Origin of the sequence: Pararhodospirillum oryzae (assembly GCF_007992075.1) — a bacterium.
GTDB lineage: Bacteria > Pseudomonadota > Alphaproteobacteria > Rhodospirillales > Rhodospirillaceae > Pararhodospirillum > Pararhodospirillum oryzae.
Genome location: NZ_BJZO01000023.1, coordinates 26467 through 51293, shown reverse-complemented (window position 1 = coordinate 51293; position 24827 = coordinate 26467). Strand labels below are relative to the sequence as shown.

The 24827-nt window shown below is 68.3% G+C and carries 19 protein-coding genes and 1 tRNA gene; 6 read left to right on the top strand and 14 right to left on the bottom strand.

Translation table 11 applies throughout. From position 1 onward, the window contains the following. The first annotated feature begins 71 nt into the window (after positions 1 to 71). Both ROR02_RS05775 and ROR02_RS05770 read left to right on the top strand, forming a co-directional pair. Positions 72 to 148, top strand: a tRNA-Arg gene (locus tag ROR02_RS05775). Between the two features lie 322 nt (positions 149 to 470). Continuing rightward, positions 471 to 1271, top strand: a complete 801-nt coding sequence (locus ROR02_RS05770; protein WP_246135423.1) for a substrate-binding periplasmic protein — start codon at positions 471 to 473, stop codon at positions 1269 to 1271. 101 nt (positions 1272 to 1372) lie between these two features. Here ROR02_RS05770 and ROR02_RS05765 read toward each other — a convergent pair whose 3' ends face one another. The 12 genes from ROR02_RS05765 to ROR02_RS05710 form a co-directional block, all read right to left on the bottom strand. Further along, positions 1373 to 1987, bottom strand: a complete 615-nt coding sequence (locus ROR02_RS05765) for a DUF6655 family protein (protein ID WP_147163060.1) — start codon at positions 1985 to 1987, stop codon at positions 1373 to 1375. 199 nt (positions 1988 to 2186) lie between these two features. Further along, entirely contained in the window at positions 2187 to 3374 is a 1188-nt protein-coding gene (locus ROR02_RS05760) for a divergent polysaccharide deacetylase family protein (RefSeq protein WP_147163059.1), read from the bottom strand. Between the two features lie 186 nt (positions 3375 to 3560). Next, on the bottom strand, positions 3561 to 3857 hold the full coding sequence (locus ROR02_RS05755; protein ID WP_147163058.1) for a hypothetical protein: 297 nt from the start codon (positions 3855 to 3857) through the stop codon (positions 3561 to 3563). Positions 3858 to 4010: 153 nt separating this feature from the next. Further along, positions 4011 to 4430, bottom strand: a complete 420-nt coding sequence (locus ROR02_RS05750; RefSeq protein WP_147163057.1) for a response regulator — start codon at positions 4428 to 4430, stop codon at positions 4011 to 4013. 225 nt (positions 4431 to 4655) lie between these two features. Further along, positions 4656 to 5939: a diguanylate cyclase domain-containing protein gene (locus ROR02_RS05745; protein WP_147163056.1), complete on the bottom strand. Its 1284-nt coding sequence runs from the start codon at positions 5937 to 5939 to the stop codon at positions 4656 to 4658. 109 nt (positions 5940 to 6048) lie between these two features. Beyond that, a complete protein-coding gene (locus ROR02_RS05740) occupies positions 6049 to 7047 on the bottom strand; it encodes a nucleoside recognition protein (RefSeq protein ID WP_246135422.1) in 999 nt (332 codons plus the stop codon). 9 nt (positions 7048 to 7056) lie between these two features. Further along, positions 7057 to 8619, bottom strand: coding sequence for an aminomethyl-transferring glycine dehydrogenase subunit GcvPB (gcvPB, locus tag ROR02_RS05735; protein WP_147163055.1), 1563 nt, complete (start codon positions 8617 to 8619; stop codon positions 7057 to 7059). Beyond that, positions 8616 to 9965 carry an aminomethyl-transferring glycine dehydrogenase subunit GcvPA gene (gene gcvPA, locus ROR02_RS05730; protein ID WP_147163054.1) on the bottom strand — a complete coding sequence of 450 codons (1350 nt, stop codon included), beginning with the start codon at positions 9963 to 9965 and terminating at the stop codon, positions 8616 to 8618. The genes gcvPB and gcvPA overlap by 4 nt, the downstream gene beginning before the upstream one ends. Positions 9966 to 10066: 101 nt before the next feature. Then, positions 10067 to 10459 (bottom strand): glycine cleavage system protein GcvH, encoded by a 393-nt coding sequence (gene gcvH / locus ROR02_RS05725; RefSeq protein ID WP_147163053.1) that lies wholly within the window; start codon positions 10457 to 10459, stop codon positions 10067 to 10069. 213 nt (positions 10460 to 10672) lie between these two features. Continuing rightward, a complete protein-coding gene (gene gcvT / locus ROR02_RS05720; protein WP_147163052.1) occupies positions 10673 to 11827 on the bottom strand; it encodes a glycine cleavage system aminomethyltransferase GcvT in 1155 nt (384 codons plus the stop codon). Between the two features lie 168 nt (positions 11828 to 11995). Continuing rightward, on the bottom strand, positions 11996 to 13981 hold the full coding sequence (locus tag ROR02_RS05715; RefSeq protein WP_147163051.1) for a PAS domain-containing sensor histidine kinase: 1986 nt from the start codon (positions 13979 to 13981) through the stop codon (positions 11996 to 11998). Between the two features lie 207 nt (positions 13982 to 14188). Further along, positions 14189 to 14968, bottom strand: a complete 780-nt coding sequence (locus ROR02_RS05710; RefSeq protein WP_147163050.1) for an alpha/beta fold hydrolase — start codon at positions 14966 to 14968, stop codon at positions 14189 to 14191. 90 nt (positions 14969 to 15058) lie between these two features. Here ROR02_RS05710 and ROR02_RS05705 point away from each other — a divergent pair, with 90 nt between their 5' ends. From ROR02_RS05705 to ROR02_RS05690, 4 genes are all read left to right on the top strand, one after another. Then, positions 15059 to 16225: a glycosyltransferase family 4 protein gene (locus ROR02_RS05705; protein WP_246135421.1), complete on the top strand. Its 1167-nt coding sequence runs from the start codon at positions 15059 to 15061 to the stop codon at positions 16223 to 16225. Positions 16226 to 16278: 53 nt separating this feature from the next. After that, positions 16279 to 17265 (top strand): glycosyltransferase family 9 protein, encoded by a 987-nt coding sequence (locus tag ROR02_RS05700; RefSeq protein ID WP_147163049.1) that lies wholly within the window; start codon positions 16279 to 16281, stop codon positions 17263 to 17265. A 277-nt stretch (positions 17266 to 17542) separates the two neighbouring features. Further along, the gene (locus ROR02_RS05695) at positions 17543 to 19012 is read left to right on the top strand and encodes a sensor domain-containing diguanylate cyclase (RefSeq protein WP_170244986.1); all 1470 of its coding nucleotides are present in this window, start codon (positions 17543 to 17545) and stop codon (positions 19010 to 19012) included. A 102-nt stretch (positions 19013 to 19114) separates the two neighbouring features. Next, positions 19115 to 20098 (top strand): aldo/keto reductase, encoded by a 984-nt coding sequence (locus ROR02_RS05690; RefSeq protein WP_147163047.1) that lies wholly within the window; start codon positions 19115 to 19117, stop codon positions 20096 to 20098. Positions 20099 to 20116: 18 nt separating this feature from the next. Here the strand turns inward: ROR02_RS05690 and ROR02_RS05685 are convergent, their stop codons facing one another. Together ROR02_RS05685 and ROR02_RS05680 are read right to left on the bottom strand one after the other, a co-directional pair. Beyond that, a complete protein-coding gene (locus tag ROR02_RS05685) occupies positions 20117 to 21874 on the bottom strand; it encodes a tetratricopeptide repeat protein (protein ID WP_147163046.1) in 1758 nt (585 codons plus the stop codon). Further along, the gene (locus tag ROR02_RS05680) at positions 21874 to 24777 is read right to left on the bottom strand and encodes a tetratricopeptide repeat protein (protein ID WP_147163045.1); all 2904 of its coding nucleotides are present in this window, start codon (positions 24775 to 24777) and stop codon (positions 21874 to 21876) included. The genes ROR02_RS05685 and ROR02_RS05680 overlap by 1 nt, the downstream gene beginning before the upstream one ends. Positions 24778 to 24827 lie beyond the last annotated feature (50 nt).

Below are 24827 nucleotides of genomic sequence, written 5' to 3'. Positions count from 1 at the left end.
CGGTTCACCCGATTGCCTTGGTCCACCCCGATTGCCTCGGGCCGCCGGGGGGGGTATAAGCAACACGGCGTCTCCCCGTAGCTCAGCAGGATAGAGCGTTGGATTCCTAATCCAAAGGCCACAGGTTCGAATCCTGTCGGGGAGGCCAGCCCCTCCCACCCCTTGAAGCCTCCGGCGCTTCCAGGGGTTTTTTCATGCCCGCCGGCCGGAGAGGCCCCCCGGGCGATCGCGGCCCGGGCGCCTGCCGCGCTCTTCGGGGCCATTTCCCCCAGGGGAGCGAAAAGAAAAGGGGGCTCGTCGTTGATCCCCTTTCGGAAGCGTCCTACGTCTGGCTAAATTAAACCCCGAAAAAGGGAAGCGCTTTTCGGATAAGTCGAACGCAAGAACAAAAAGTTAAATCACCGTGCCGGGATCGGGTTCAACGCACAGGTGTTCTTTGTGGGGCTTCGCGTTATTGGGGAGGGGCACGGATGCGGCACGCCGGATTCGCGATCGGCCTGGGGATGATGGTCGCCCTGGGCGCCATGAGCGGCGCCCGGGAGGCGCGGGCCGACCTGCTGGACGACATCCAGGCCCGGGGGGCCGTGCGGGTGTGCATCTGGCCCGATTATTATTCCATCACCTATCGCGATCCCCGCACCGGGGTGCTGGCCGGGATGGATATCGACATGGCGCGGGCCCTCGGCCAGGATCTGGGGGTCAGGGTGCGGTTTGTCGATGGCTCGTTTTCCACCCTGGCGGAGTCCCTGGCCCAGCGCCGTTGCGATATCGCCATGCACGCGGTTGGCGTCTTGCCCAGCCGCGCCGCCTTCATGGACTTTAGCGAGCCAACCCTGGTGAGTGGCATCTATGCCGTGGCCTCGCGCCATCATCCGGGCGTGCGGGCATGGGAGGATATCGATCACGTCGGGATCGTGGTGGTGGTGCAGCGCGGGACCTACATGGAGCCGGTGATGCGCGAGCGCCTGAAAATCGCCACGCTGGACGTGGTTGACGGCTTTCGTGAGCGCGAGCAGGAGGTGCAAAGCGGTCGTGCCGACGTGTTCATGACCGATTATCCCTATGGCCGGCGCATGGCGGACCTGACCGACTGGGCGGTTCTGATCGCGCCTCCCCAGCCCGTGGCGCCCACGCCCTACGCCTACGCGGTGCCGCTGGGCGAGGCGCGCTGGCTGGACCGGGTCAATGCCTTCGTGCGCCAGGTCAAGGCCGACGGGCGCCTGCGCGAGGCCGCCCGCGCCCATGGTTTGGAGAGCATTCTGGCGCCGTAGGGGCCCGGCCCCGTGGGAGCGCGGCCCCGTGGGAGCGCGGCCCCGTAGGGGCGCGGCTCCGTGGGAGTCGTGTTCCGGGGGCACCAGGCTTCGGGCGGGGCTCACGGCGTGGCCGGGGGCGCGTCCTCGTCTGGCGACGTGGTGGGCCAGGGCAGGGGCACGGCGTCGGGCACGGGCACCGAGCCCGGCCGGGCATCGGCAGGCAGGAAATCGCCCGATTCCCAGGAAATAAACAGTGCCATGGTCCACTCGGTTTTGTCGGCGAAGCCGTATTGCGGCGTGGGCGCGGCCACCAGGGTTCCGTCGTCGCGGTCGTAGGCCAGGGCCGCCATCTTGGCCACGCCCTGGGTGGAGTCCTTCTTGAACAGGGCGATTTCCGGGGTGCGCACCCCCGTGGCCAGCGGAATGGGCAAGTTCAGCTCGGGCAGGCCCAGCAGGGATTTTTCCGTGTCCAGGGACAGGGCCCCGAAGCGGATTTCCACCACCGTGCGGGCGGCTTCGCGCGTGGGGGCCAGGGTCGCGCCGTGGCGTGCCAGGGCCGCGCGCACCGCTCCTATCGCGTATTTGCTGTCGTAGCCCTCGGCCAGGCTGGCGTCGACGAAGACCGGGCCTTCCTTCAAGGCCAGGGCATCGGCCAGGCGCTGGGCGGCGCGGTCGGCGGCTTGCGAGATGAGAAGCTGTTCACTGGCCGACCGTGCCGGGGTGGTGACGTTCATGCTTGAACACGCCCCCAGCCCGAGCCCAAGCCCCAGTCCAAGACACGCCATCAGCCGGCGAAAGGCCTTCGAAGGCCCACCCGTGTGGTTCACTTCCTTGCTGTCCTTGCGGGGGACGCCGATGCCAACAAAAGGGCCGCGCCCGGTGGGAAGACGCCTCTAACCTGGGGGGGCGCCTTCCAAAAGCAAGAGCCGTCCGTCAGGCGTGCAGGCGGATCACGGCGCTGGCCGGGATCAGGGCAAACCCGCGCCCGCGCAGGGTTGGCAGCCAGGCCGCCAGTTGGGCATGGGTGGCCGGCCGGGGGTGGCCGATGGCCACCGCGTGGCCATGCATGCGCGCGATTTTTTCGGTAAGGGCCAGTTGCTGGCGGATCACCGCCGGGTCGTTCTCGTGATCGATGAACACGGCGCGTTCGGCGAAGGGCACGTGATAGGCGTGGGCCAGGTCGCCGGCCACCGACTGGCCGGTGGTGCGGCTGTCCAGGAACATGAGGCCGCGCTGTCCCACGTCTTGCAGCAACGTGCTCATGCCCGGGCGATCGGCCGTGAAGCGGCTGCCCATGTGGTTGTTCAGGCCGACCACGGTGGGGAAGCGATCCAGGGCCTCGGCCAGGCGGGCGCGGATCACGGCCGGGCTGTCTCCCACCTTCAGCGCCCCCGGACCGGGATCCACCGACGCGTCGCGCGGCTCCATGGGCAGGTGCAGCATGGTTTCATGCCCGCCCGCGTGCACGGCCCGCGCCAGGCCCCGGGGATCGGGGGCATAGGCCATGCACGACAAGGTCAGGGGACCGTTCAGCGCGATCATGGCCTGGCTGCCCGGACGGTCCAGGCCCAGGTCGTCGATGACCACGGCGATTTTCGGACCCTGGCCGGGGTCGGGCAGCGCCAGGGCGTTGTCGCGCCAGGGCGTGCGGGTCCGGGGCTGGGCGGGAAGGGAAGCCTGGGAAAGGGGGCGGGCAGGGAGAGGGGAGGGCGCGCCACCCGGCGGCGCCGCGCTCGCGACGGGCGCCGGCGGCAGGGCCGCGGGCTCGGCCGGGGCCGGCGGCGCGAACACCCGGGGGGCCTGATCCAAGGGAGGATCGATGATCGAGGGCATCGCGCCCTCGCTGGCCTCCAGCGCGGCCACCTGGCGGCTGATCAGGCGGTGGGATTCCGCCTGGGCCCGGGCCAGTTCCCCGGGGGTCAGGGGGCGAAAGGACGGCGGATCGTCGGGGAGGGCGCCAAGCGGTCCCGTCGCGGCGGCCAGGCGCCCCACGAGCCGGGTTCCGGCCGCGCCCCCGGCCACGCCCAGCAGCAACGCCCCGGCGCAGGCAAGAAGCGCCCGGCGATTGAACGTATCGGGCGAGGAACGCTTGGTTTGTGTCCGTTTCTTTTTGGCAGGCATGTCAGGCCGTCCGAAGCCATCAGGAGGCCCAAGCCTGCCACGCGGAGTCTTAAGGGGGGGTTAGCGAAGGGGGAGGGGACAGGGGAGGGGGCAGGGGAGGGAGGGGACAGGGGAGCGCGCCGGGCGCTGGCCCCGGACCAGGGACGGCCCGGACTCCCGGCCCGCCCCCCGTCCGGCCGGGAGGCCTCAGGCGCCGTTGTCGGCCCGGCTGATCATGACCATGAACGGGATCTCGCCGCGCTGGAGCTTGAGCAGGCCCACGGCCGTGACCACCTCCATGTCGCGATTCTTGAGCGCGGTCTGGATTTCATAGCCCACGGATTCCCTGGGCAGCTCGACGTGGTCGACGTAGTGCATGAACGCGTCGATCAGCTGCATGCGCGAGGCCGTCATCAGGTCGGTTTCGCTGGAAAAGACATAGGTGTTCTGCGCCCCGGTCTGGGCATCGAACATGACCGCCTTGTAGGCGTAAGGGGTCGGCATGGTGCGGGTTCCCTCGCGGCTTGGGGGCTGTATGCGCGAGGGAGGACACACCAAGGTTTCGGTCGGCGCAATGTTCGACCGGTCCTGTCACGAAAGGATCATGGGGCCGGGCCGCCGTGCGCGCGTTCGTCTTCCGCCAGGAGGGGATCGCCCCTACCGGGGAGGGAGTTTCACCAGGGTGCACCAGAACTGTTCGATCCCCCGCACCACGTCGATGAAGTGGTCAAAGTCCACCGGCTTCACGATGTAGCAGTTGGCGTGCAGATCATAGCTGCGCAGAATATCGGCCTCGGCCTGCGAGGTGGTGAGGACGATAACAGGAATGCGCTTCAGGTCTGGATCTTGCTTGAGCTCCGCCAGAACCTCGCGGCCATCCTTGCGGGGCAAGTTAAGGTCCAGCAAAATCAGATCGGGACGGGGCACCGTGCCGTAATGGGGTTCGCGGCGCAGGAAAGCCATGGCCTCGATGCCATCTTGGACCATGTGCAAGGTCGTGGGGAGTCCCCCTTCCTTGAACGCTTCCGATGCGAGGCGCGCATCCCCCGGGTTGTCCTCGACCAGTAGGATATCCATTGCTCGACGTCCTCGTCCTTGCGGCGCCATCGGGTTTTCCCCCCAGGCAGGTGGCCGCCCCGCCCCCGTCACCCGTTGCGGATTTTTACTTCAATCTTTCCCGATCATAGCCGAATTCCCCCTTCCTTCGCCACCCCCTGGCGGGTGCGTCCGGAAGGACGCCGGGCGGGCGCGTCCGGAGGGACGCCGGGCAGGCGCGTCCGGAGGGACGGTTTTTCCCCTGCCTTAAAGTCCGGCGCGGCGGGCAAAGGTATAGCGGTTCTTGCCGGCCTTCTTGGCGGCGTACATCGCCTCGTCGGCGGCGCGCAACAGCTGCTCGGCGTCGGCGCCATGGGTCGGGACCGTGGCAATGCCAACGCTGGCGGACAGGGGCACCCGCTCCCCCAGCACCATGAAGGGGGCGCCCAGGGCCTGCACCACCTTGGCCGCCACCATCTCGGCGTCTTCCAGGCCGCGCACTTCGCTGAGCAGCACCGTGAATTCGTCGCCTCCCAGACGGGCCACCTCGTCGGACAGGCGCACGGCCCGGCGCAGGCGTCGGGCCACCTCGCGCAACACGTCGTCGCCTGCTTCGTGTCCGAAACGATCGTTGACGGCCTTGAACCCGTCCAGGTCGATGAACAGCAGTCCCAGCAGTCTGTCGTAGCGCAAGGCCCGCTGCACGCCCGATGCCAGCAGGCGGCCGAACAAGGCGCGGTTGGGCAGGCCGGTCAGGGCGTCGGTGGTGGCCTGGCGGACCAGGTCCTCCTCGGCCCGGGCGCGGAAGGTGAGGTCGGAAAAAATGGTGACATAGCCCAGGATGGTTCCGGTCGGGCCTTGCACGGCGTTGACCCGCAACCATTCCGGATGAATGCTGCCATCCCGGCGCCGGCTCCACACCTCGCCTTCCCAGGTGCCGGTCTGGTCCAGGTGCCGGCGCATGTCCTGGTGAAACGAGGGGTCGTGCAGGTCCGAGCTCAAGACCCAGGCCGTGCGGCCGACCACCTCGCTTTCGGTGAACCCGGTCACGTCCAGAAAAGCCGGATTGACCCGCGTCACCATGCCGTTCGCGTCGGTGACCATCATCCCGGTGCCGGTATGATTGAACACCGCTTCCGCCATCAGAAGCTGGCTGCGAAACCGCTGGCGTTCGATCGCGTGCAAGATGGCCCGGCGGATCACCTCGCCATCGCCCCGGCCCTTGACCAGGTAGTCCTGGGCGCCATTCTGGACCGCCCGCACCGTCAACGCCACGTCGTCAAGCCCGGACAACACAACGACCGGGGTTTCGCCCGCCTGTTCAAGGACCACGCGCAGGGTCTCCAGACCCTGCGAATCGGGCAACGAGAGATCCAGAAGCACCACGTCGATGCCGCCTTCGCCCAGGGTCCGCAGGCCTTCGTCGAGGGTTGGGCGGACGGTCACCCGGAACAGATAGCCTGTCTGTTCGGCAAGGTGGATCTCTATCAATCGGCTATCGCCTAGATTGTCCTCAATCAGCAGAACGGCGATGGCCTTGTCGGCGGTCATGGATGTCCTCGTCCCGGCCACAACAGCAAGAAGAGCGCTTTCGCGCCTGGGAAAGCAAGTTTCGACACCGTGACAAAAGCCGGGCGTCCTGTAAATCCAAAACCACCCGTTACGGGCATGTCACCCCCTCCTTTCCGGTGTACAAGAACCGCTGCGCCATGCGCTCGGGCAGGGCGTCCAGCATCCGGTCGAGCCCCCAGATCACGGCCAGGGTGAACGCAACCCGCCAGACCAGAACCCCCGTCCAGTCGGCGCCCAGGGCCATGACCAGAAGGGTATCCTCGATCAGGCTGTGGCAGAGGCTGAGCAGGCACAGGGCCAGGAAAATCTGACGGCGCGGGATCGTGCCGGCCTGGGCCTCGCGGATGATCAGGGCCCCGCCATAGGACAATCCCAGCAAAACCCCGACCATGGTCAGCGGCATGGCGCGCCCGCCAATGCCCACCCGCCCCAGGACCGGGGCCAGGGCACGGGTCAGGCGCCCGGTGATGCCCAGGCGGTCGAGCACGCGCAGCAAGAACACCAAGGTCACGACAATGCCGAGGATCATGAGCAGGGAACGCGCCGAATCGAGCAGCCACGCGCCCCACGCGCCCGCCTGCACGCCCCCGCCATGAAGGGCGCCCAGAACCACCAGGGCCGGCTGTTGCAGCCAGCCGGTGGCCTGGCAGAACAGATTGAACAGGGCACCGGCGGCAAAGGCTCCGCCAATGCGCAGCACCGACGAAAACACGAAGCTGGTGCCGGCGCGCCGGGCAATGCTCTGCTCAAGGGGAATGGCGTGGGCCATGAGCATCATCAGGCCGATGATCGTGGCCTGGGCCGCCGTCAGGGGCATGGTGGGCAGCAGCGCCAGCAGCACCACCGCGCCCCCGTACAGGTTCACCAGCAGGGCCGACGCCCAGACCAGGCCGGTTTCGGGCGGCAGGCCGACCAGGTGCATGACCGGGGCGAACAAGCGGGCGAGCACGGGCAAAAGCCCCAGCTCGACCAGGATCTTGACCCCGATCATGACCGGAATCATCAGCCGGACCAGGGTCCAGTAGGTGCGAAGTCCCTCGCGGCCCGTCAGGCCCACGAAGCGCAACACGGACAGGAAAGACGACACGCGAAACCCTCATGGGTTCGAGGAGAGGGGAGCCGTCCGGAAGGAAGACTCGTCGGACGAGGCGCCGGAGGAAGGCGGGGGTGCCCAGCGCAGCACGGGATGGCGTGCCGCCTGGGTTTCATCCAGGCGCCGGCGTGGCGCGAGCCGGGGCGCCGCCTTGAAGGCCGCCTGATCGCCGGCACGCGCGCGAAGGGCGAGATCACGCATCACCGCGATGAACTGGTCAAGGGTGGCGCGCGATTCGGTTTCGGTCGGCTCGATCAGCAGCGCCCCATGCACCACCAGCGGGAAGTACATGGTCATGGGGTGAAAGCCTTCGTCGATCATCGCCTTGGCGAAGTCCAAGGTGGTGATTCCGGTGTCCTTCAAGAAACGGTCGTCGAACAGGGCTTCGTGCATGCACGGCCCGGGGTAGGAGGCGCTCAATACGTCCGACAGGCCTGCAAGGATGTAATTGGCGTTCAGCACCGCGTCGCCACTGGCCTGGCGCAGGCCGTCCCGGCCCATGGCCAGCAGGTAGGCGAGCGCCCGCACGAACACCCCGAACTGGCCGTGGAAGCCACTCAGGCGCCCGAAGGGGGAAAGCCCCCGGGCCCGCGCGCCGTCCATGGTTTCGATCAGGCGCCAGCCGGCTTCCTCTTGCCACAGCACCGGCAAGGGGGCGAACGGCGCCAGGGCCGCCGAGAGCACGGTGGGCCCGGCCCCCGGTCCCCCCCCACCGTGGGGGGTGGAAAAGGTTTTGTGCAGATTGATGTGCATGGCGTCGGCCCCCAGGTCGACGGCGCGCACCCGTCCGACCAGGGCGTTGAGGTTGGCCCCGTCCATGTACACAAAGCCGCCGGCGTCGTGGAGGGCCCGGGCCAGCTCGGGCGCGTCGGATTCAAACAGGCCGCAGGTGTTGGGGTTGGTCAGCATCACCGCCGCCACGTCCGCCCCCACCCGGGCCCGGAAGGCGGCGCGGTCCATCCGGCCCCGGGCATCGGCCGGCACCGCCTCGACCTTGAACCCGCAGGCGGCCGCCGTGGCCGGGTTGGTGCCGTGGGCGCTTTCCGCGACCAGCACCACGCGCCGGGTGTCCAGCTCGCCCCGTTCCCTGAGGGCCGCGCGGATGGCGCGCAGGCCGCACAGCTCGCCTTGCGCGCCGGCCGCCGGGCTCAGGGCCACCGCCGGCAGGCCGGTGAGCGCGCACAGCCAGCGTCCCAGCTCGGCCATCACCGCCAGGGCGCCTTGCACGGTTTTTTCGGGTTGCAGGGGATGCAGATCGGCGAACCCCGGCAGCCGCGCCATCCGTTCGTTGAGGCGGGGATTGTATTTCATGGTGCACGAGCCGAGCGGGTACATCCCGGCATCGATGCTGTAATTGCGTCGCGACAGGCGGGTGTAGTGGCGGACGACGGCGGGTTCCGAGAGCCCCGGCAGGCCGATGGGCCCCTCGCGCTCCAGCCCGCCCAGCCGGGTGGGGCCCGGCTCCGGCTCCGGCTCGTCGATGCCCGACACCCCCGGCGTGTCCAGCTCGAACAAAAGCGGTTCTTCCAGATCCAGGCCGCGATGTCCGGAAACGGTGGCGGTCATGACAGGGCCTCCTTCAGCCCGTCCACCAGGGCCTCGATATCGGCGGGGGGGGTGGTTTCGGTGACGGCGACCAGCAGAACCTCGGCCAGCTCGGGGTAATCGGGCCACAGGCGTTCGCCCGGGACTCCCGCCAGCACGCCCCGATCGGCCAGGGTCTCGACCACCGGGCCGGCGGGCACCGGCAGCAGCAGGGCGAATTCGTTGAAAAACGCCTGGGGCAGAACCCGCACCCCCGGCAGGCGGGCCAGGCGCGTGGCCAGGTCCACCGCCAGGGCGTGGTTGGTCCGGGCAAGACGCGTGAAGCCCTCCTCGCCCAGCAAGGCCAGGTGGATGCTCAACGCCAGGGCCACAAGCCCCGCGTTGGTGCAGATGTTCGAGGTGGCCTTTTCGCGGCGGATGTGCTGTTCGCGGGTGGACAAGGTGAGCACGAAGCCGCGCCGGCCGTCCTCGTCCACGGTCTGGCCCACCAGCCGGCCCGGCATCTGGCGCATGAGGGCGGCGCGGGTGGCGAACAGGCCCACGCCCGGCCCGCCGAACGAGGGCGGCCCGGCCAGCCCCTGACCCTCGGCCACCACGATGTCGGCGCCCATGGCCCCGGGCGGACGCACCAGCCCCAGCGCCAGGGGTTCGGTCACCACCGCGACCAGCAAGGCGCCCTCGTCGTGACAGGCGGCGGCCAGGGCCGTGAGGTCGCGCAGCCGGCCGAACACGTCCGGGGTCTGGACGATGACGCAGGCGGTTTCATGATTGACCCGCCCGATCAGGTCCTCGATGCCCAGGGGGTCGGGGGCCAGGACCTCGACCGCCTCGTGGGCGCCGTCGGCCAGGGTCACGGTGGTGGCGGCGTAGCGGGGATGCACGCCACCACTCACCAGGACCCGGGCGCGGCGCGTGACCCGTTGCGCCATCAGGCCGGCCTCGGCGCAGGCGCTGGCCCCGTCGTACATCGACGCGTTGGCCACCTCCATGCCGGTGATCAGGGCGACCTGGGTTTGGAACTCGAACAGGGCCTGCAAGGTGCCCTGGCTGATTTCGGGCTGATAGGGGGTGTAGGCGGTCATGAACTCGCCGCGCTGGACCAGGGCGTCGACCACGGCCGGAATGTGGTGGCGCATGGCCCCGGCCCCCAGGAAGCAAGGCCCCGCCCCGGCCGGACGGTTGCGCGCGGCGAGGGCCGCCAGGTGAGCCTCCACGGCCCGCTCGCCCTGGTGGTCGGGCAGGTCCGGGAACGCCGCCGCTTGCAAGACCGCCGCCGGAACGTCGCGGTACAGGGCCTCGATCGACGGTTCGCCCAGGGTTTCCAGCATGTGGGCGCGATCGGCGGGGCCGTGGGGAAGGTAACGCATGAAACGCCTCCGCCCTGGATGGGGCACAACGAAACACGCCCGCCTCCTTCATCCCGTGCCGGGAACCGGAAGGGGACGGGCCACGACGATCGGGCGCCCGGTCAGCCCGCGCTTTCGCCGGCCTCGGCCACGAAGACCTCGTAGGCGTCCTGGTCCATGAGGTCGGCCAGTTCGTTGGGCTGGGTCAAGGCCAGGCGGAAGAACCACCCCTCGCCCTGGGGATCCTCGTTGACCGTGCCCGGCGCGTCGGGCAGATCGGGATTGACCGCCACGACCGTGCCGCTGACCGGCGCGTACAGTTCGCTCGCGGCCTTGACCGATTCAACGACGGCGGCCTGCTCGCCCTGGGTCAGCACCGTGCCCACGGGAGGGAGTTCAACGAACACCACGTCGCCCATCTGGGCTTGCGCGAAGTCGGTGATGCCGACGGTTCCTTCCTTGCCGTCCTCGACCCGAATCCATTCATGGTCCTCGGTGTAGTAGACCTTGCTCATGGCCGGATGGTTCCCCTGTCCTGGAGGGTGCCGGGAAACAAGATCACGTCTTCCCCGGTCCTCTCACTCAAAGAGAGTTTGGCGCACCGTGCGTTGAACCGGATCCGGGCACGGTGCTCCACCTTTTCTTATGCTCGACTCATCCGAAAAACGGTTCCCATTTTTCGGGTCCCACTCCAAACGCGTCCGGTTCCGGGTGAAGGGGGCAGGCTTTCATGGCTTGTTCCGGGGCTCGGACGGGCCGGAACAAGCCCTGCCGACGGTGCGCGCGGGCACGAAGGGCAGGGCAGTGACCAGGGCATCCAACTGGTGGTCGCGCACGCGCACGGCGAGCGGCTGCCCCGGCGAGGCCAGCGCCGCCGGAACACGCGCCATGGCGATGGGCTGGTTCAAGGTTGGCGAGAAGCCGCCCGAGGTGACCACGCCGACCTCGGCGCCCTGGGGATCCAGCACGGGGGCGCCTGGCCGGGCCACGGCGCGCCCGGCCAGGCGCAGGCCCACCCGGCACCACGCCGGCCCCTCGGCCAGTTGCTGGAAAAGGACGTCGGAGCCGGGAAACTGTCCGTCCAGGCGGCGTTCCCTGCCCACGACCCAGCCCAGCCCGGCCTCGACCGGGGTGATCGACGGCGTGAGGTCGGCGCCGTTGAGGCACAGGCCGGCCTCCAGGCGCAGCGTGTCGCGCGCGGCCAGGCCGGCGGGCGCCACCCGGGGGTCGGCCAGCAGGCGCCGGGCCAGGGGCTCGACATGGGTCGCCTTGACGCTGATTTCAAACCCGTCCTCGCCGGTGTAGCCCGAGCGCGAGACCCAGCACAGCACCCCATCCAGGGCGAAGGGGCCCATGCCCAGGAAGGGCAGGTCACCAACCCCGGCCGCCAGCGCGGACAGCACCGCCGCCGCCGCCGGCCCTTGCAACGCCAGGAGCGCCTGATCCTCCAGGAGGGCCACGTCGGCCGCGTGCCCCCGGGCGGCCTCGCGCAGATGGGCGAGATCGGCCTCGCGCCGGGCGGCGTTGACCACCACCATCAGGTCGTCGCCCCGGCAGGCGATCATCAGATCATCAAGAACCCCGCCCGTGGGCGTGGTGAACATGCTGTAGCGCAGGCGGCCCGGCGGCAGGGCCCGTATCGAAGCGGGCGTCAGGCTTTCCAGCAAGGCGACCCGGTCCGGTCCGCTCACCACGATCTGTCCCATGTGCGAGACGTCGAACAAACTGGCGGCCTCGCGCGTGTGCTGGTGTTCGCGCAAGGTCCCGGCGGGAAAGGACAACGCCATCCGATACCCGGCAAAGGGGGTGAATCGGGCGCCCAACTCCTGGCACAGGGAAAAAAGCGGCGTGACGCGCAGGGAAACGCTGTCATCTGAGGCCATGCAAAAGCTCTCCGATAGAAGCCGCCGGGGGGGCCGGGCCGCTTGTGATTTCCCGGAGGAGGCGCGGCGCGGTGGAATCGTTTTTCCGCGTCCTGCCACGTCCTGAAGAGGAGATGTTCCCTTGGGGAATACACGGCATGGGATATATACTAACGGTCTAATTATAGCCTAATTTCGATGCTTGGCGCAACCACCGATCGGAAGCCGCACCGTAAAGCGGCTTCCCTGGCCGGGGCCGGCCGAGGTGACCTCGATGGTGCCGCAGTGGCGTTCGACGATGCGTCGGCAGGTGGCAAGACCGATGCCAAACCCGTCGCATCCGCTTTCAGGATGCAGACGCTGGAACAAGGTGAAGAGCGAGTTGATTTCGGTGGGGGCGAAACCCCGGCCGTTATCGTCGATCGTGATTTCCCACCAAGGGGGCGTCAGGCGGCCTTGGATCAGAATGTCGGGGGGGCGGTCCGGCAGGCGGTACTTGATGGCGTTGCCGACCAGATTTTGGAACAGGCGGACCAGATCGTCGCGGCGCCCGGTGATCAAGGGCCACACGCCGGCAATCCGGATGTGGGCTTCGGCCTCGGTTATCACGGGGCCCAGGAAGTGCAAGGCCTCCTCGACCAGGGCGCGGGAATCCAAGGAAGCGGGGGGGGCGGTGGCGCGACCGGCGCGTGAGTACTCCAGAAGCGACAGCAGCATCTGATCCATGCGCGCGGCGCCCTCGTGGATGATGTCGAGGAACTCGCGGCCCTCGGAGTCCAGGCGCGGGCCCAGCCGTCGTTCCAGGAGCTGGGCGTAGCTGGCGATCATGCGCAAGGGCTGGCGCAGGTCGTGGGAAATGACCGTCGCGAACTGTTCCAGATCGGCGTTGGAACGCATCAGGTCGGCTTCGCTCAGGCGCAAACGTTCTTCGGTTCGTTTGCGTTCGGTGAGGTCGAGATGGGTTCCGGCCATGCGCACGGCCCGGTTTTCATGATCCCATTCCACCACCTTGCCTCGGTCGAGGATCCAGACCCAGCCTCCCGATTTGTGGCGCATGCGAAATTCGGCTTCGTAGCGAACCTTGGGATCGCGGAAGTGCCGTTCCAGGGCGGCCAGGGCGACGGGAAGGTCGTCGGGATGGACCATCGCGCGCCAGGTGTCATAGGAAAACGGCGTCAGCTCCTCAAGGAGATAGCCCAGGCCGGCGGTCCAGTAGCGGTTGAGAGTGATGTCGCCGGTGGGGAGGTGCCATTCCCAGGTGCCCACCTCGGTTCCTTCTATGATGCTTTCGAGCCGGCGGGCCTGGCTTTCAAGGGCGGCCATCAGGGCGTGCCGGCGCGAGATGTCGTTGACCATGGTCAGCAAAAGGCGGCTGGTCCCGTTGGGGATCAGTTCGGCGGTGACTTCGCCAACCACGATGGTTCCGTGCCGGTTGGGGAAGCGGACCTGATGCCTGGAGCGTCCCTCGCCATCAAGGAGTTTCTGGACGAACTGGCGGCGGTGGGGTTCGGAGTGGAAAAAGCCCAGCTCGATCGTGGTCCGGCCAAGCAGGTCGGCGCGGGTCGCGCCCAGCGCTTTCACAAAGGCCGCGTTGGCGTCGATCACACGCCCGTTTTCCGGATCGGTGATCACCATCAAGGTATCGTTGCTGCGGAAGATCTTTTCGAAGCGGTCTTCAAGCGGAGGGGGCAGGTCCTGGGGACGGGGCGCGGCGGGACGGCCATCCGGGGGCGGCACGAAGGGGGGCAGCCGCACCACCTCGACGTTGCCGGTGTCGTGCAGGCAGACGCGTACCCCCACGCAGTGATCCAGGAAGAAAACAGGATCCTTGCGCTGGCTTAGCCAGCGTGGCCCGTCCGGGGTCATCACCAGGCCATCGCACTGCAAGGGGCGCCGTTCCGTGAGCACGCACAGATCCTCCCGGCGGGAGATCAGGGCGCGGCGCCGGTCGTACAGGGAGAAGTCGGTCGTCCCCACCACGCGGCTCGCGGGGCGGCCGAGCAACCCCGCGAGCGCCGGCGAGACATACCGGTAGACAAAGGCGCGATCCTTGACCGCCAGGGCGGAGCCACCGGCGTCGATCACGGGTTCAAGCGGGCAGCCGTCCTTGCGCGCGCCCGCGCTGAGAAGGCATCCCAACCGATGGGGGTCCGAACAGGCGTGGTGAGCGCTCATGGCAGGCGCCGCCTCCCGGATGCGGCTTGTTCGACCGGCCCACCTCGCTTGCCTCGCGGCCGGACCGTGGTGTGAAAGGGCACCTTTTTTCACAAGGCCTTTTTCCACAAGGGACGAGGAACCCCAGGGAAATCAAGGAAACCTGGGGTGCCCCTTCAAGCCAGGATCCCGCATGCGAAGGCGTCGGCTTATTTTTCCAGGCAATACTTAAGGAGTGGTTTGATCTTGCGCCAGGGCCTCCAGTTCGCGGGCGATGAGGGCAAGATCCTCCGGCCGGGACAAGCGATGGCCGCCATCCTTGATCAAGGTCACGCGGACATCCGGGCCGGACAGCCGTTCTTGCAGGCGAAGCGCGGTTTCCCAGGGCACCGAGTCGTCCTCGCGCCCGTGCAGCAGACGGACCGGGCATGACAAGGCGATGGGCCCGCGCAGCAGAAGATGGCGCCGCCCGTCGGCGATCAGGGCGCGGGTCAGCGGGATGGGCGGTTCCCCCACCGGCCCGGGCATGGGCAAGACGCCCTCGGCTTCAAGGCGGGCGCGCTCGGTTTCGCCGAGCTGGGCGGCAATCAGGTCTTCGGTGAAGTCGGGCGCCGCCGCGATGCCCAGAAGACCCGCGATCCGCGCCGGCCCCGCCAGGGCGGCCAGCAGCATCAGCCACCCGCCCATCGACGAGCCCACCAGAATCTGCGGCCCCTCGGTCAGCGCCGCGAGCACCGCGACCGTGTCGGCCGCCCACTGACCGATCGTCCCTTCCTCGAAGCGCCCCGACGAGCGTCCGTGTCCACGCTGGTCAAAGCGCACGCACGCATGACCCTTCGTCTTGCACCAGTTTTCAACCGTCAAGGCCTTGTCGCCGGTCATGTCCGAGCGGAACCCGTGCAGGAAAACCACGCCTGGCGCCTTGCCCGGCGTGCGGTGATAGGCGATGGTTGCGCCATCCGCTAGCGTTAGTATGCTGGGGGCGGAATGTGCCTCGTCCATGGGCATGAAGAGTCCTCTCGGGTCGAGCCGTGAACAGTGACACAACAGTCTAACAAGGTCGCGTCTTCGAATCATCTCCAGACCGGAGAGCGGGGCGTGCCGGTCATCCTTCAGGTGCTGCCGGAACTGGTGACGGGCGGGGTGGAACGCGGCACCATTGATGTCGCCCAGGCCATTGTCGAAGCCGGATGGCGCGCCGTGGTCGTTTCGGCAGGCGGGCCCATGACCCGTGACCTGGAACGCCTCGGCGTCCCCCATGTCTGCTTGCCGGTCAACTCCAAGAATCCGGCGGTCATGGCGCTCAATGTCTGGCGCCTGGCCCGGGTGATTCGCGAGCATGGGGTTTCCCTGGTCCATGCCCGTTCCCGCGCGCCGGCCTGGAGCGCCCACGCCGCGGCCCGCAAGGCGGGGATTCCGTTCGTCACCACCTTCCACGGCACCTATACCCTGGGGCCGCTGGCCGTGAAGCGCGAGTACAACCGCATCATGACCCGGGGCGACCGGGTCATCGCCATTTCGCGCTTCATCGTGCGCCACATGCGCGAAACCTACGGCATCGATGAACGCGTGGTGCGGGTGATCCATCGCGGGATCGATACCCGGTCGTTCGATCCCGACGCCGTCCGGCCCGAACGCCTGATCCGCCTGGCGGAGCGCTGGCGCCTGCCCGACGGCGCGCCGGTGATCATGCTGCCGGGCCGCCTCACCCGGTGGAAGGGACAAGCGGTCCTGATCGAGGCGCTGGCCCGGCTGGGCAATCCACAGGTGCGGTGCTTGCTGGTGGGCTCGGACCAGGGGCGCGTCGCCTATCGCGCCGAGCTGGAATCCCTGGCCTTGTCCCGGGGCGTGGGCGGGCAGGTCCACATCATTGACGACTGCGACGACATGCCGGCCGCCTACATGCTCACCGACGTGGTGGTGTCCGCGTCCACCGATCCCGAGGCCTTTGGCCGCGTGGTGGCCGAGGCCCAGGCCATGGGGCGGGCCGTGATCGCGCCCAACCACGGCGCCGCGCCCGAGATCCTGAAATCCGGCGCGACCGGCTGGCTGGTGCCCCCCGGTGATCCCGAGGCCCTGGCGGCGGCCCTGCGCCAGGCCCTGCGCATGGATGCCGAAACCCGCCGGGCCGTGGCCGAGGAAGCCATTGATCACATGCGCACCCTGTTTTCCAAGGAAACGATGACCGAGCGGACCTTGTATGTGTACAAGGAACTGCTGTTCGGGGCTCCTCCGCTGGAAACGGTCCTCCTGCCCGATCCCTGACGAGGGGCGTGGCCTTTTTCCGTCCCCTCGTTCTTCGTTTTCGCGGAACCCCCATGTCCTGTTCGTGCGTTTCGGGTGACCGGCCTTTGCGTATCCTTGTCATCAAGCTGTCGGCCCTGGGGGATTTCATCCAGGCCCTGCCGGCGTGCGCCGCCGTGCGCCGCCATCATCCGGGCGCCCACGTCACCTTGCTGACCACCCGGCCCTTCGCCGCCCTGGCCGCTTCGTGTCCCTATTTCGACGCGGTCGAGATCGATCCGCGCCCGGGGTTGGGGCGTCCGCTTGAGTGGCTGCGCCTGGCCCGCCACCTGCGGGCCCCGCGCTATGACCGGGTCTACGACCTGCAAACCGCCGATCGCACCGGCTGGTACTTCCGCTTGATGCGCCGGCGGGACGGCGGTCCCCTGTGGTCGGGGATCGCGCCGGGGTGCGCCTTCCCCCACGCCAATCCCGATCGCGACCACCAGCACACGCTGGAACGCCAGGCCGAGCAGCTGGCGATGGCGGGAATCCCGCCCGCCGACCCGCTGGCGCTGCCCGATCTGGGATGGATCCCCGATGGCCCCATGGTTCCGGCCCTGGCCGACGTGCCCGAGGAAACGCCGCTGGCCCTGCTGGTTCCAGGGGCCGCCTTGCACCGGGCGGGCAAGCGCTGGCCGCCCGAGCGCTACGCCGAGCTGGCCACGCGGCTGGCCGACGCCGGCCTGGTGCCCGTGGTTCTGGGTACCCGGGCCGAGGCCGGGGCCGCCCGCGCGATCAGGGCCGCGTGCCCGGCCGCGCGCGATCTGACGGGGGCGACCACCCTGGTCGATCTGGCCCGCCTCGGGCGCCGGGCCCGTCTGGCCATCGGCAACGACACCGGGCCCATGCACCTTCTGGCCGCCACCGGCTGTCCGGCCCTGGTGCTTTTTTCCGATGCCTCCAATCCGGATCTGTGCGCGCCCCGGGGACCATCCGTCACCATCGTCCGGCGCCCTGATCTGACCCTTCTGGGCGTGGCGGATCTCTGGGAAACCGTCGAAGGAGATCTCCTCTCCTAGGAGAGGAGTTTTCGCCTCAGGGTTTCGGGGGTTCCCCCTGGCAGGGGGCAAAAGGTGTGATACAGTAAGGCTTGTGAACGCGCCTCGCGCACGCCGCTGGTGGCCGTGGCGCACGCTTTCAGGAGGCTTCTTGAAACGCTCGTCTCTCCCCGCCTGGCCCTCCTCGGGTGCCAGAGTCTTGCCGGCCGGGGGAGAACCACGGCGCGCGGGGATGCCTTCCGGCGTCGATCGGCGAGCCAGTCCGCGAGGCACCTGGATGCAAGCAGGGGGGGAGGACGTGTTCCCTTCATGGCAGTGCGTGCGTCAGCGCGTGGCGGCCCTTTGGGAGTCCTTGCGGGTGCGCGCGCCGTCCGCCGTGCCCGACACCCCCTTTCGCAAGCTGGTCGAGGGGGCGTCGCAGGGGGTCCTGGTCGCGCAGGGCGTCGAGGTCCGGCCGCTGTACGCCAACCGGGCGATGGCCACCTTGCTGCGTCTGGCCCACCCGGCCGAGTTGACCTCCCGTGCCTCGCTTCTCACGTTTCTGATGGCCCCGGAAGCCGAGGAAGTCCGCGAGGTCTGCTCCTCCTTGCTGAACGGCCGGCTGGAGCGGGCCCGCCGTCACCTGGAAGTCGTGCGCCCGGATCAAAGTACCGTCTGGCTCGACATGACCGTGACGGTCTGCCAGTGGGACGGGCAAGACGCCCTGGCTTTTTCCTTCCGCGACATCACGGAGTTCGTCGAGCGGGAGCGTGATCTGGAATTCAGCCGGGGCAGCCTGGAATCCCAGGCCGCCGAGATGATCGCGCTCGCCGAGGCCACCCATCTGGAGCATGCCCGCGCCGAGGCCGCGCGCGAGGATGCCGAACGGCAGCGCCGCTTTTTGCAAACCCTGGTCGCGACCATTCCCAGCCCGCTTTACTACAAGGACCGCGATGGTCGCATTTTGGGATGCAACGCCGCCTTCGCGCGTCTGTATGGCCGCAGCGATGAATCCGAGGTGGTGGGCCTGACCGTTCACGATCTGGCCGTGCCCGACTACGCGAAGCGGACCGACGTGCTGGATGCCGCCTTGTTCGATCGCGGCGGCGCCGAACGCTACGACCGCACCTTTCCGGGCCCGGATGGCACGGCCCGCACCTTGATCTTCAACAAGGCGGTGTTCACCGACGCCAACGGGGTGCCGGCGGGCGTGGTGGGGGTGATCACCGATATTTCCGAGCAGAAACGTCTGGAAAACGAATTGCGCCGGCTGGCGACCACCGATTCCCTGACCGGGGCCTTGAACCGGCGGGCCTTCCTGGACGAAGCGCACCGTCTGATCGGCCACGCCCAGCGCTACCACGAGCCGCTCAGCGTGATTTTGTCCGACATCGACCACTTCAAGCGCATCAACGATACCCATGGCCATGCCGTGGGCGATCTGGCCTTGCGGCTTTTTGTCGTCACCTTGCGCAATCGTCTGCGCGAAAGCGATGTCCTGGGGCGCATCGGGGGCGAGGAATTCGCGATCGTGCTGCCCCACGCCGCGCTTCCCGAAGCCATGAAGGTGGCCGAGGATCTGCGCATGGCCCTGGCCAACCAGGACATCGAAACGCCGCACGGCCCCTTGGTCTTTACCGCCAGCCTGGGCGTGGCCGAACTGGGGACGCATGGCACGATCATCGATGCCGTGATGCAAGCCGCCGATGCGGCCTTGTACACGGCCAAGGCCCTGGGGCGAAACCGCGTGGTGGCCGCGTCCGAATCGCGGCCGGCCTCGACCGGCTGAGGTCGGCCCTGGCCGCGCGACCGGCCCCGTTCGGTCGTCCCCATGATGCCCTGGTTCGCGTGCCTGGCTTTTTTCATTTCTCTTTGTGTAGGGAGGCCCGTCATGGAACAGCGTCCCCTTGGATCCTCTGGTCCCCTGGTTTCCGCCCTTGCCCTGGGATGCATGGGCATGTCGGAATTCTATGGTCCCAGTGATACCGAACAATCCTTGCATACCTTGCGCCTCGCCCTGGACCTGGGCGTGACCTTCCTCGATACCGCCGACATGTATGGCGCGGGTCACAACGAAACGCTTCTGGGGCAGTTCCTCAAGGGGCACCGCGACCAGGTGGTGCTGGCCACCAAGTTCGGGATCGTGCGCGACCCTGGGGCGACCGAACGGCGCATCGATAATTCGCCGGCCTACGTCGCGGCCGCGTGCGAGGCGTCCTTGCGACGCCTGGGCGTGGAGACGATCGACTTGTACTACTGCCACCGGCGCAACCACGAGACCCCCGTGGAAGACATGGTGGGCGCCATGGCCCGCCTGGTCGAAGCGGGCAAGGTGCGCTATCTGGGACTGTCCGAGGTGTCGCCCGATACCTTGCGCGCGGCCCATGCCGTTCATCCCATCGCCGCCGTTCAAAGCGAATACTCGCTTTGGACCCGTGATCCGGAACGCGGGATCCTGGAAGCCTGTCGCGCGCTGGGGGTGGCGTTTGTCGCCTATTCGCCGCTGGGGCGGGGGTTCCTGACCGGGGCGCTCGATCCCGCCCATCTGACTCCCGATGACTTCCGCAGCCGCCACCCGCGTTTTCGCGACGACGCCCTGGCCCGGAACCGGGAACTGGTGGAACACCTGCGGGCCTTCGCCCAGGCCAAGGAGGCCACCCCGGCCCAGGTCGCGCTGGCGTGGATTCTCGCCAGGCATCCCCATGCCATCGCGCTATTCGGGGCCAAGCGGCCCGAACGCCTGCCCGAGAACGTCGCGGCTTTGTCGCTGATCCTGACCCCCGGCGACGTGGCCGCCCTGGATGCCCTGTTCGCGCCCGAGGCCGTCAGCGGCGCGCGCTACCCCGAGGCCAACATGGCCGGGATCGAAACCTGAGCCCGCCCTGGCCGGGGGTCACGCCCGGCGGGGCAGCGGACCGTCGGGCCCCTCCAGCAGGGTTTCCAGGGCCCGAAAAGCCGATGTCCAGTCGCCCGGCTCGGGCTGGCGCACCAGGCGCAGCGAGGGATACCACACCGTGCGCGCCCCGCGTTCCCCCCAACGCCAGTCGGGGGTGGCCAGCAAAAGCAAGGCGCCCGGCACGCCCAGGGCGCCGGTCAGGTGGGCCACGGCGGTGTCGACGCTGATCACGGTGTCAAGCAGCGAAACGGCGGCGGCGGTGTCGGCCATGTCGCCGAGGACCGGCGTCAGGTCGCGCACGGGGCTGTCGGCGGGAAGCCGGGCGAGATCGGCCCGGCGCGGCCCCGGCACCAGGGCCACCGGCGCGAAGCCCAGCCGGGTGACCAGGGCCGCGAGGGGAGCCAGCGGACACGAGCGATCGCGCGGCGAGGTCTTGCCCGCCCACACCAGGCCCACCCAGCCCCGCCGCCGGGGCGGCAAGGCCGCCCGCAAGTCGGGCGAGGGCACGGGCGGCTTCAGGTAGGGAACGGGAACCGGCATGCGATCGGCCCGGGTGCCAGCCCATCCGGCCAGATCCATGGCCCCCACCCAGGCGTCGGCCGGCGGCAGGGGATCGCCGCGCGTGATCAGGGCATCGACCCCGGGCAGGCCGGCGAACAGGCGGTGCAGGGCCGGATCGCATTCCAGGACAACCCGACCGGCGATCCCGGCCAGGGCGGGCAGGAACCGCGCCGCCATGATCTGATCGCCCAGGCCCTGTTCGCCCCGAACGAGCAAGGTTCCCCCGGGCAGGGGCTGGCCTTCCCAGGGCTCGGTGCCAGCGGGTCGGTACAGGCGTCGGAACGCGGCGGTGCGCCAGCGATGGCGGTAATCATGGAACGAGGCGGGGTAGTCGCCGGTCAGCCCCAGCGCGAAGGCGCGGTTGACCCGGGCGTCGGCGTCGTCTGGGTCCACGGCCAGGGCCCGGCTGGCGCTGAGCAGGGCATCGCGGGGGGCCCGGGTTTCGATCAGCACCGCCGCCCGGTTGGTCCAGCCGGTTCCGTGGGCCGGCCACCGCGCCAGCGCCTTTCGCAACTCCCGGTCGGCGTCGTCAGGCTGGCCGGCACCGAGCAAGGCACACGCCAGCACGTCGTGAAGATCGGCCCGGTCGGGACGCAAGGCGAGGGCGGAGCGGGCGACATCCAGCGCTTGCGCGTCCTGGCCCACGGCGCGCAATGCCCGCGACAGGTCGGCCAGGATATCGGGCGAATCGGGTTGAAGGTCCCGGGCCCGGGTCAGCCAGGGCAGGGCATCGGCCGGGGCGCCCGCGTCAAGCGTGACCCGGCCCAGGGCATGCAAGGCACCGGGATGGTCGGGATCCAGGCGTCGGGCCCGATCCGCGAAGGAGCGCGCCCGTTCCCCCTGACCTTCGGCTTGCAGCGCCCGGGCCAGGGCCACCAGGGCGGCCCCCAGCGCCGGATCCAGGGTCAGGGCTTCGCGCAGCCGGACCAGGGCCTGATGCGTTCGACCCTGCTCCAGCAGGGCGAGGGCGCAGGCAACGCGGGGAAGAGGATGGCGCGGGCGGGCGGCGATGGCTCGTTCATGGGCGCGCTGGGCCGAGCGTGAATCACCCCCGATCCCCGCCACGGCAGCCAGAAGCCGCAGGGCCTCGTCGTTGGCCGGATCCCGGACCAGGGCGGCCCGGCCCCGCTCCCAGGCCAGGATGCTCTCGCCCCGCTCCAGTAAGCGCCAGCCCAATCCCAGGTGAATGGTCATCACACATGAGGGGTGATGGACATCTCAAGATCGTCCATCACGGCGTGTTCACGCAGGGGCTCCCGGGTGTGGGTCGGGGGGCCCGCGCACCAGCGGCGCCACATGGCGCGGTAGGCCTCTTCCAGGTTGCCGATGAACCGCCTGGCGTCCTGCAGGGGGGACGTTCTCAAGGTGTCGCGCAAGGTGGCCCTTAAAACGGTCAAAGCCTCCAGATCGTTGGCAAGAGCCACGGCCTTGGCCACCATGTCGTCGGGGGAGTCTCCAAGCAGGCGGTCGGCCAGGCCCAGGTTGATGAGGATGCTCGCTCCGACCCGGCCGCTGTGCCGGGTTCCCCGCACGCTGACCACGGGCACGGACATGGTCAGGGCTTCAAAGGTGGTGGTGGTGCCGTTATAGGGAAACGTATCAAGCGCGATGTCGACGTTGGCGTAACACTCGACATGACCATACAAGGAGTTGACGAACTGGTGGGTATCCACACGGTCGATATCCAGACCAAATTCCTTGAGACGAGACAGGGCAACGGCGGCGGTGCCCGGATCGGAAAAGGATTTTGATTTAAGAAAGAGCCTGCTTCCTGGCGTGGCGTCAAGAATTCGTTGCCAGACCTGCACGCACTCCCGATTGATTTTCGATGTGTTGTTGAATGTTCCAAACGTGATGTAGCCGTTCTTCAGGAACGGCGGCGGGGTTACGGGGGGGACTTCGGGGGGCCGGGCAAACAGGAGAAACGAGTCCGGAAGCCGCCACAGGGTTTCGGTTACCGGATCCTCGTCGAGGCCGGGCGGGTCGGCGTAGGCATCGGTCAGCCGGTAGTCCATGGCTTCCAGGCCGGTGGTGTTCGGGTATCCCAGATAGGAAACCTGGACCGGGGCCGGCTTGCGGGCAAAAAGAAGCAGGGCGTTGTCCCCCGTGTGCCCCGCGAGGTCCACAAGGATATCGATCTTGTCTTCCAAGATCAGGGCCGCGGCACTCTTGGGGCTGTGAGGGGTCAGGTCACGCCACGTATCGGCCAGTGTTTCAACTTCCCGGGTGATGAAATCAGGATTGGACACCATTCCATAACACGTCACGTGAAACCGTGAACGGTCGTGGCCCGCCAGAATGGGCATGATGAAAAAGGCCACCGAATGGCGGCGGAAATCCGGCGAGACGTATCCTATGCGCAACGGACGGTCGGGGTCGCGGCTGTTGAGGTGCACCGTGCCCAGGCGCGACGCCCCCTCGCCATAAAGGGAGTCCCATTTGCGATGGATCCGAAAAATCTCGGCCTTGTCCAAGCGAATGTCGTAATGGCTTCCGAAGGCGTAGTTGCTGAGAAAGCCTGAATTGGGATACCGGTTCGAGGCCTCGTCAAACATCCGTCGGTAACAGTCGGTGGATGCCTCGTGACCAAGAACGTGGGTGACAATGTTGGCAATAAGATTGAGGGCCGCGTGATCGTCGGGGACGAGTTCCAACAACCGCTCGGCCGATGACAGAGCCTCGGTCATGCGGAACTGGTACCAGCGGGTGACGGCAAGGGACAAGGTTGCGGAACGGTCGGTTGGAAGGAGGCGAATAATCCGTTCATAATACCGGGCGGAGGTCTCGAAGTCTCCTCGCTGAAACGCTTCATGGGCGAGAATGAGCCATGGACCCCGGTCAACGGGATCGGGAACGATCAATCCTCTGGCGAGAAGGACGGCTTCGGCGGATTCGCGCTCCTTCACCAGGAACGAAGCCAGATTGCAGACAATCTCGCTGCGGGTCGGGGCGGCTCGGGCCGCATGGCGAAACCGGCGCTCGGCGAGAAAACGGTCTTCCTCGGAAAGGTGGAACAATCCGAGGTTGCTCAAGGTATCGGGGCAGGCGGGCGCCTGGATCAAAGCCCGCCGCAGCAAGGCCAGGCCTTCGCCGATCTTGCCGCGCACGCGCAAGATGTTGGCCAGGGTGTTGAGCGCGGCGGTGCTGGAGGGACGCAAGGCGCTCGCCCGGCGGGACAGGGTTTCGGCATCGGCGGTTTCCCCCCGATCCCGCTGAACCTGAGCCAGGTTGTTGAGGGCTTCGAAGCCATCGGGCTCGCGGATCAGCGACTGGCGATAGGCGTCGGTCGCCGCCTCCAGATCATCGGTCGTGGTCCGGCCGCGCGACAACAGATTGCCAAGGTTCGTCCAGGGCATGGGAGCCAGGGGGTCGCGGGCCATGGCGGTGCGGAGCGCCGCCTCGGCCGCCACGGGCTGCCTGAGGCGGTTGAGGATCACCCCTTCGAGATTCCACACCCCGACGTCGTCAAGGCCCAGGCGCCGCGCCCGGCGCACGGCGTCGAGCGCCCGCGTCTCCGAGACCGTCATCAGCAAATGGGCCCAGGCTTGCCACAGGGCAGGGTGATCGGGGGCGCGGGCAAGGCCCTCGATCACATCGAGCGCCGCCGCCTCAAGGCGATCGGTCATTCGGTAGAAGGTGGCACGCCAGTACAAATATAGCGGATGCCCCGGGGCGGCGGCGAGCGCTTGGTCAAGCAGCCGTTCCAGGTCGTGGTCGCGCCGGTCACGGCGGAAGAGATCCGCCAGAACCTCAACAGCGCCGCCAAACCCGGGGTGGGCGTTCATCGCGGCGCGGGCCAGCTTTTCGGCCAGCGCGCCTTGCCCCGAGGCCAGGGCCGAGCGCGCCCCCGCCACCAGGGTCAGGGGATGGCCAGGGGCCAGGGCGACGCTCCGCCGGGCCAGGCTCATGGCGGCGGATCCGTCGCCCCGTCGGGCAAGGACCTGTGCCTGGAGTGCCAGGGCCAGGGCATCGTTGGGGACGCGGGATAAATGCAGGTCCAGCAGGATGTCCGCCCCGACATCATCTCCCGCGTCAATGCAGTCGGCCGCCCGGCGCACAAGGGAAGAAAACGAAAGGGGCGGGACAGCGTCAGTCATGGAACCCCAGGGACAAGAAGAGAAAAGGATCTGGGAGAAGGGGCGCCGAT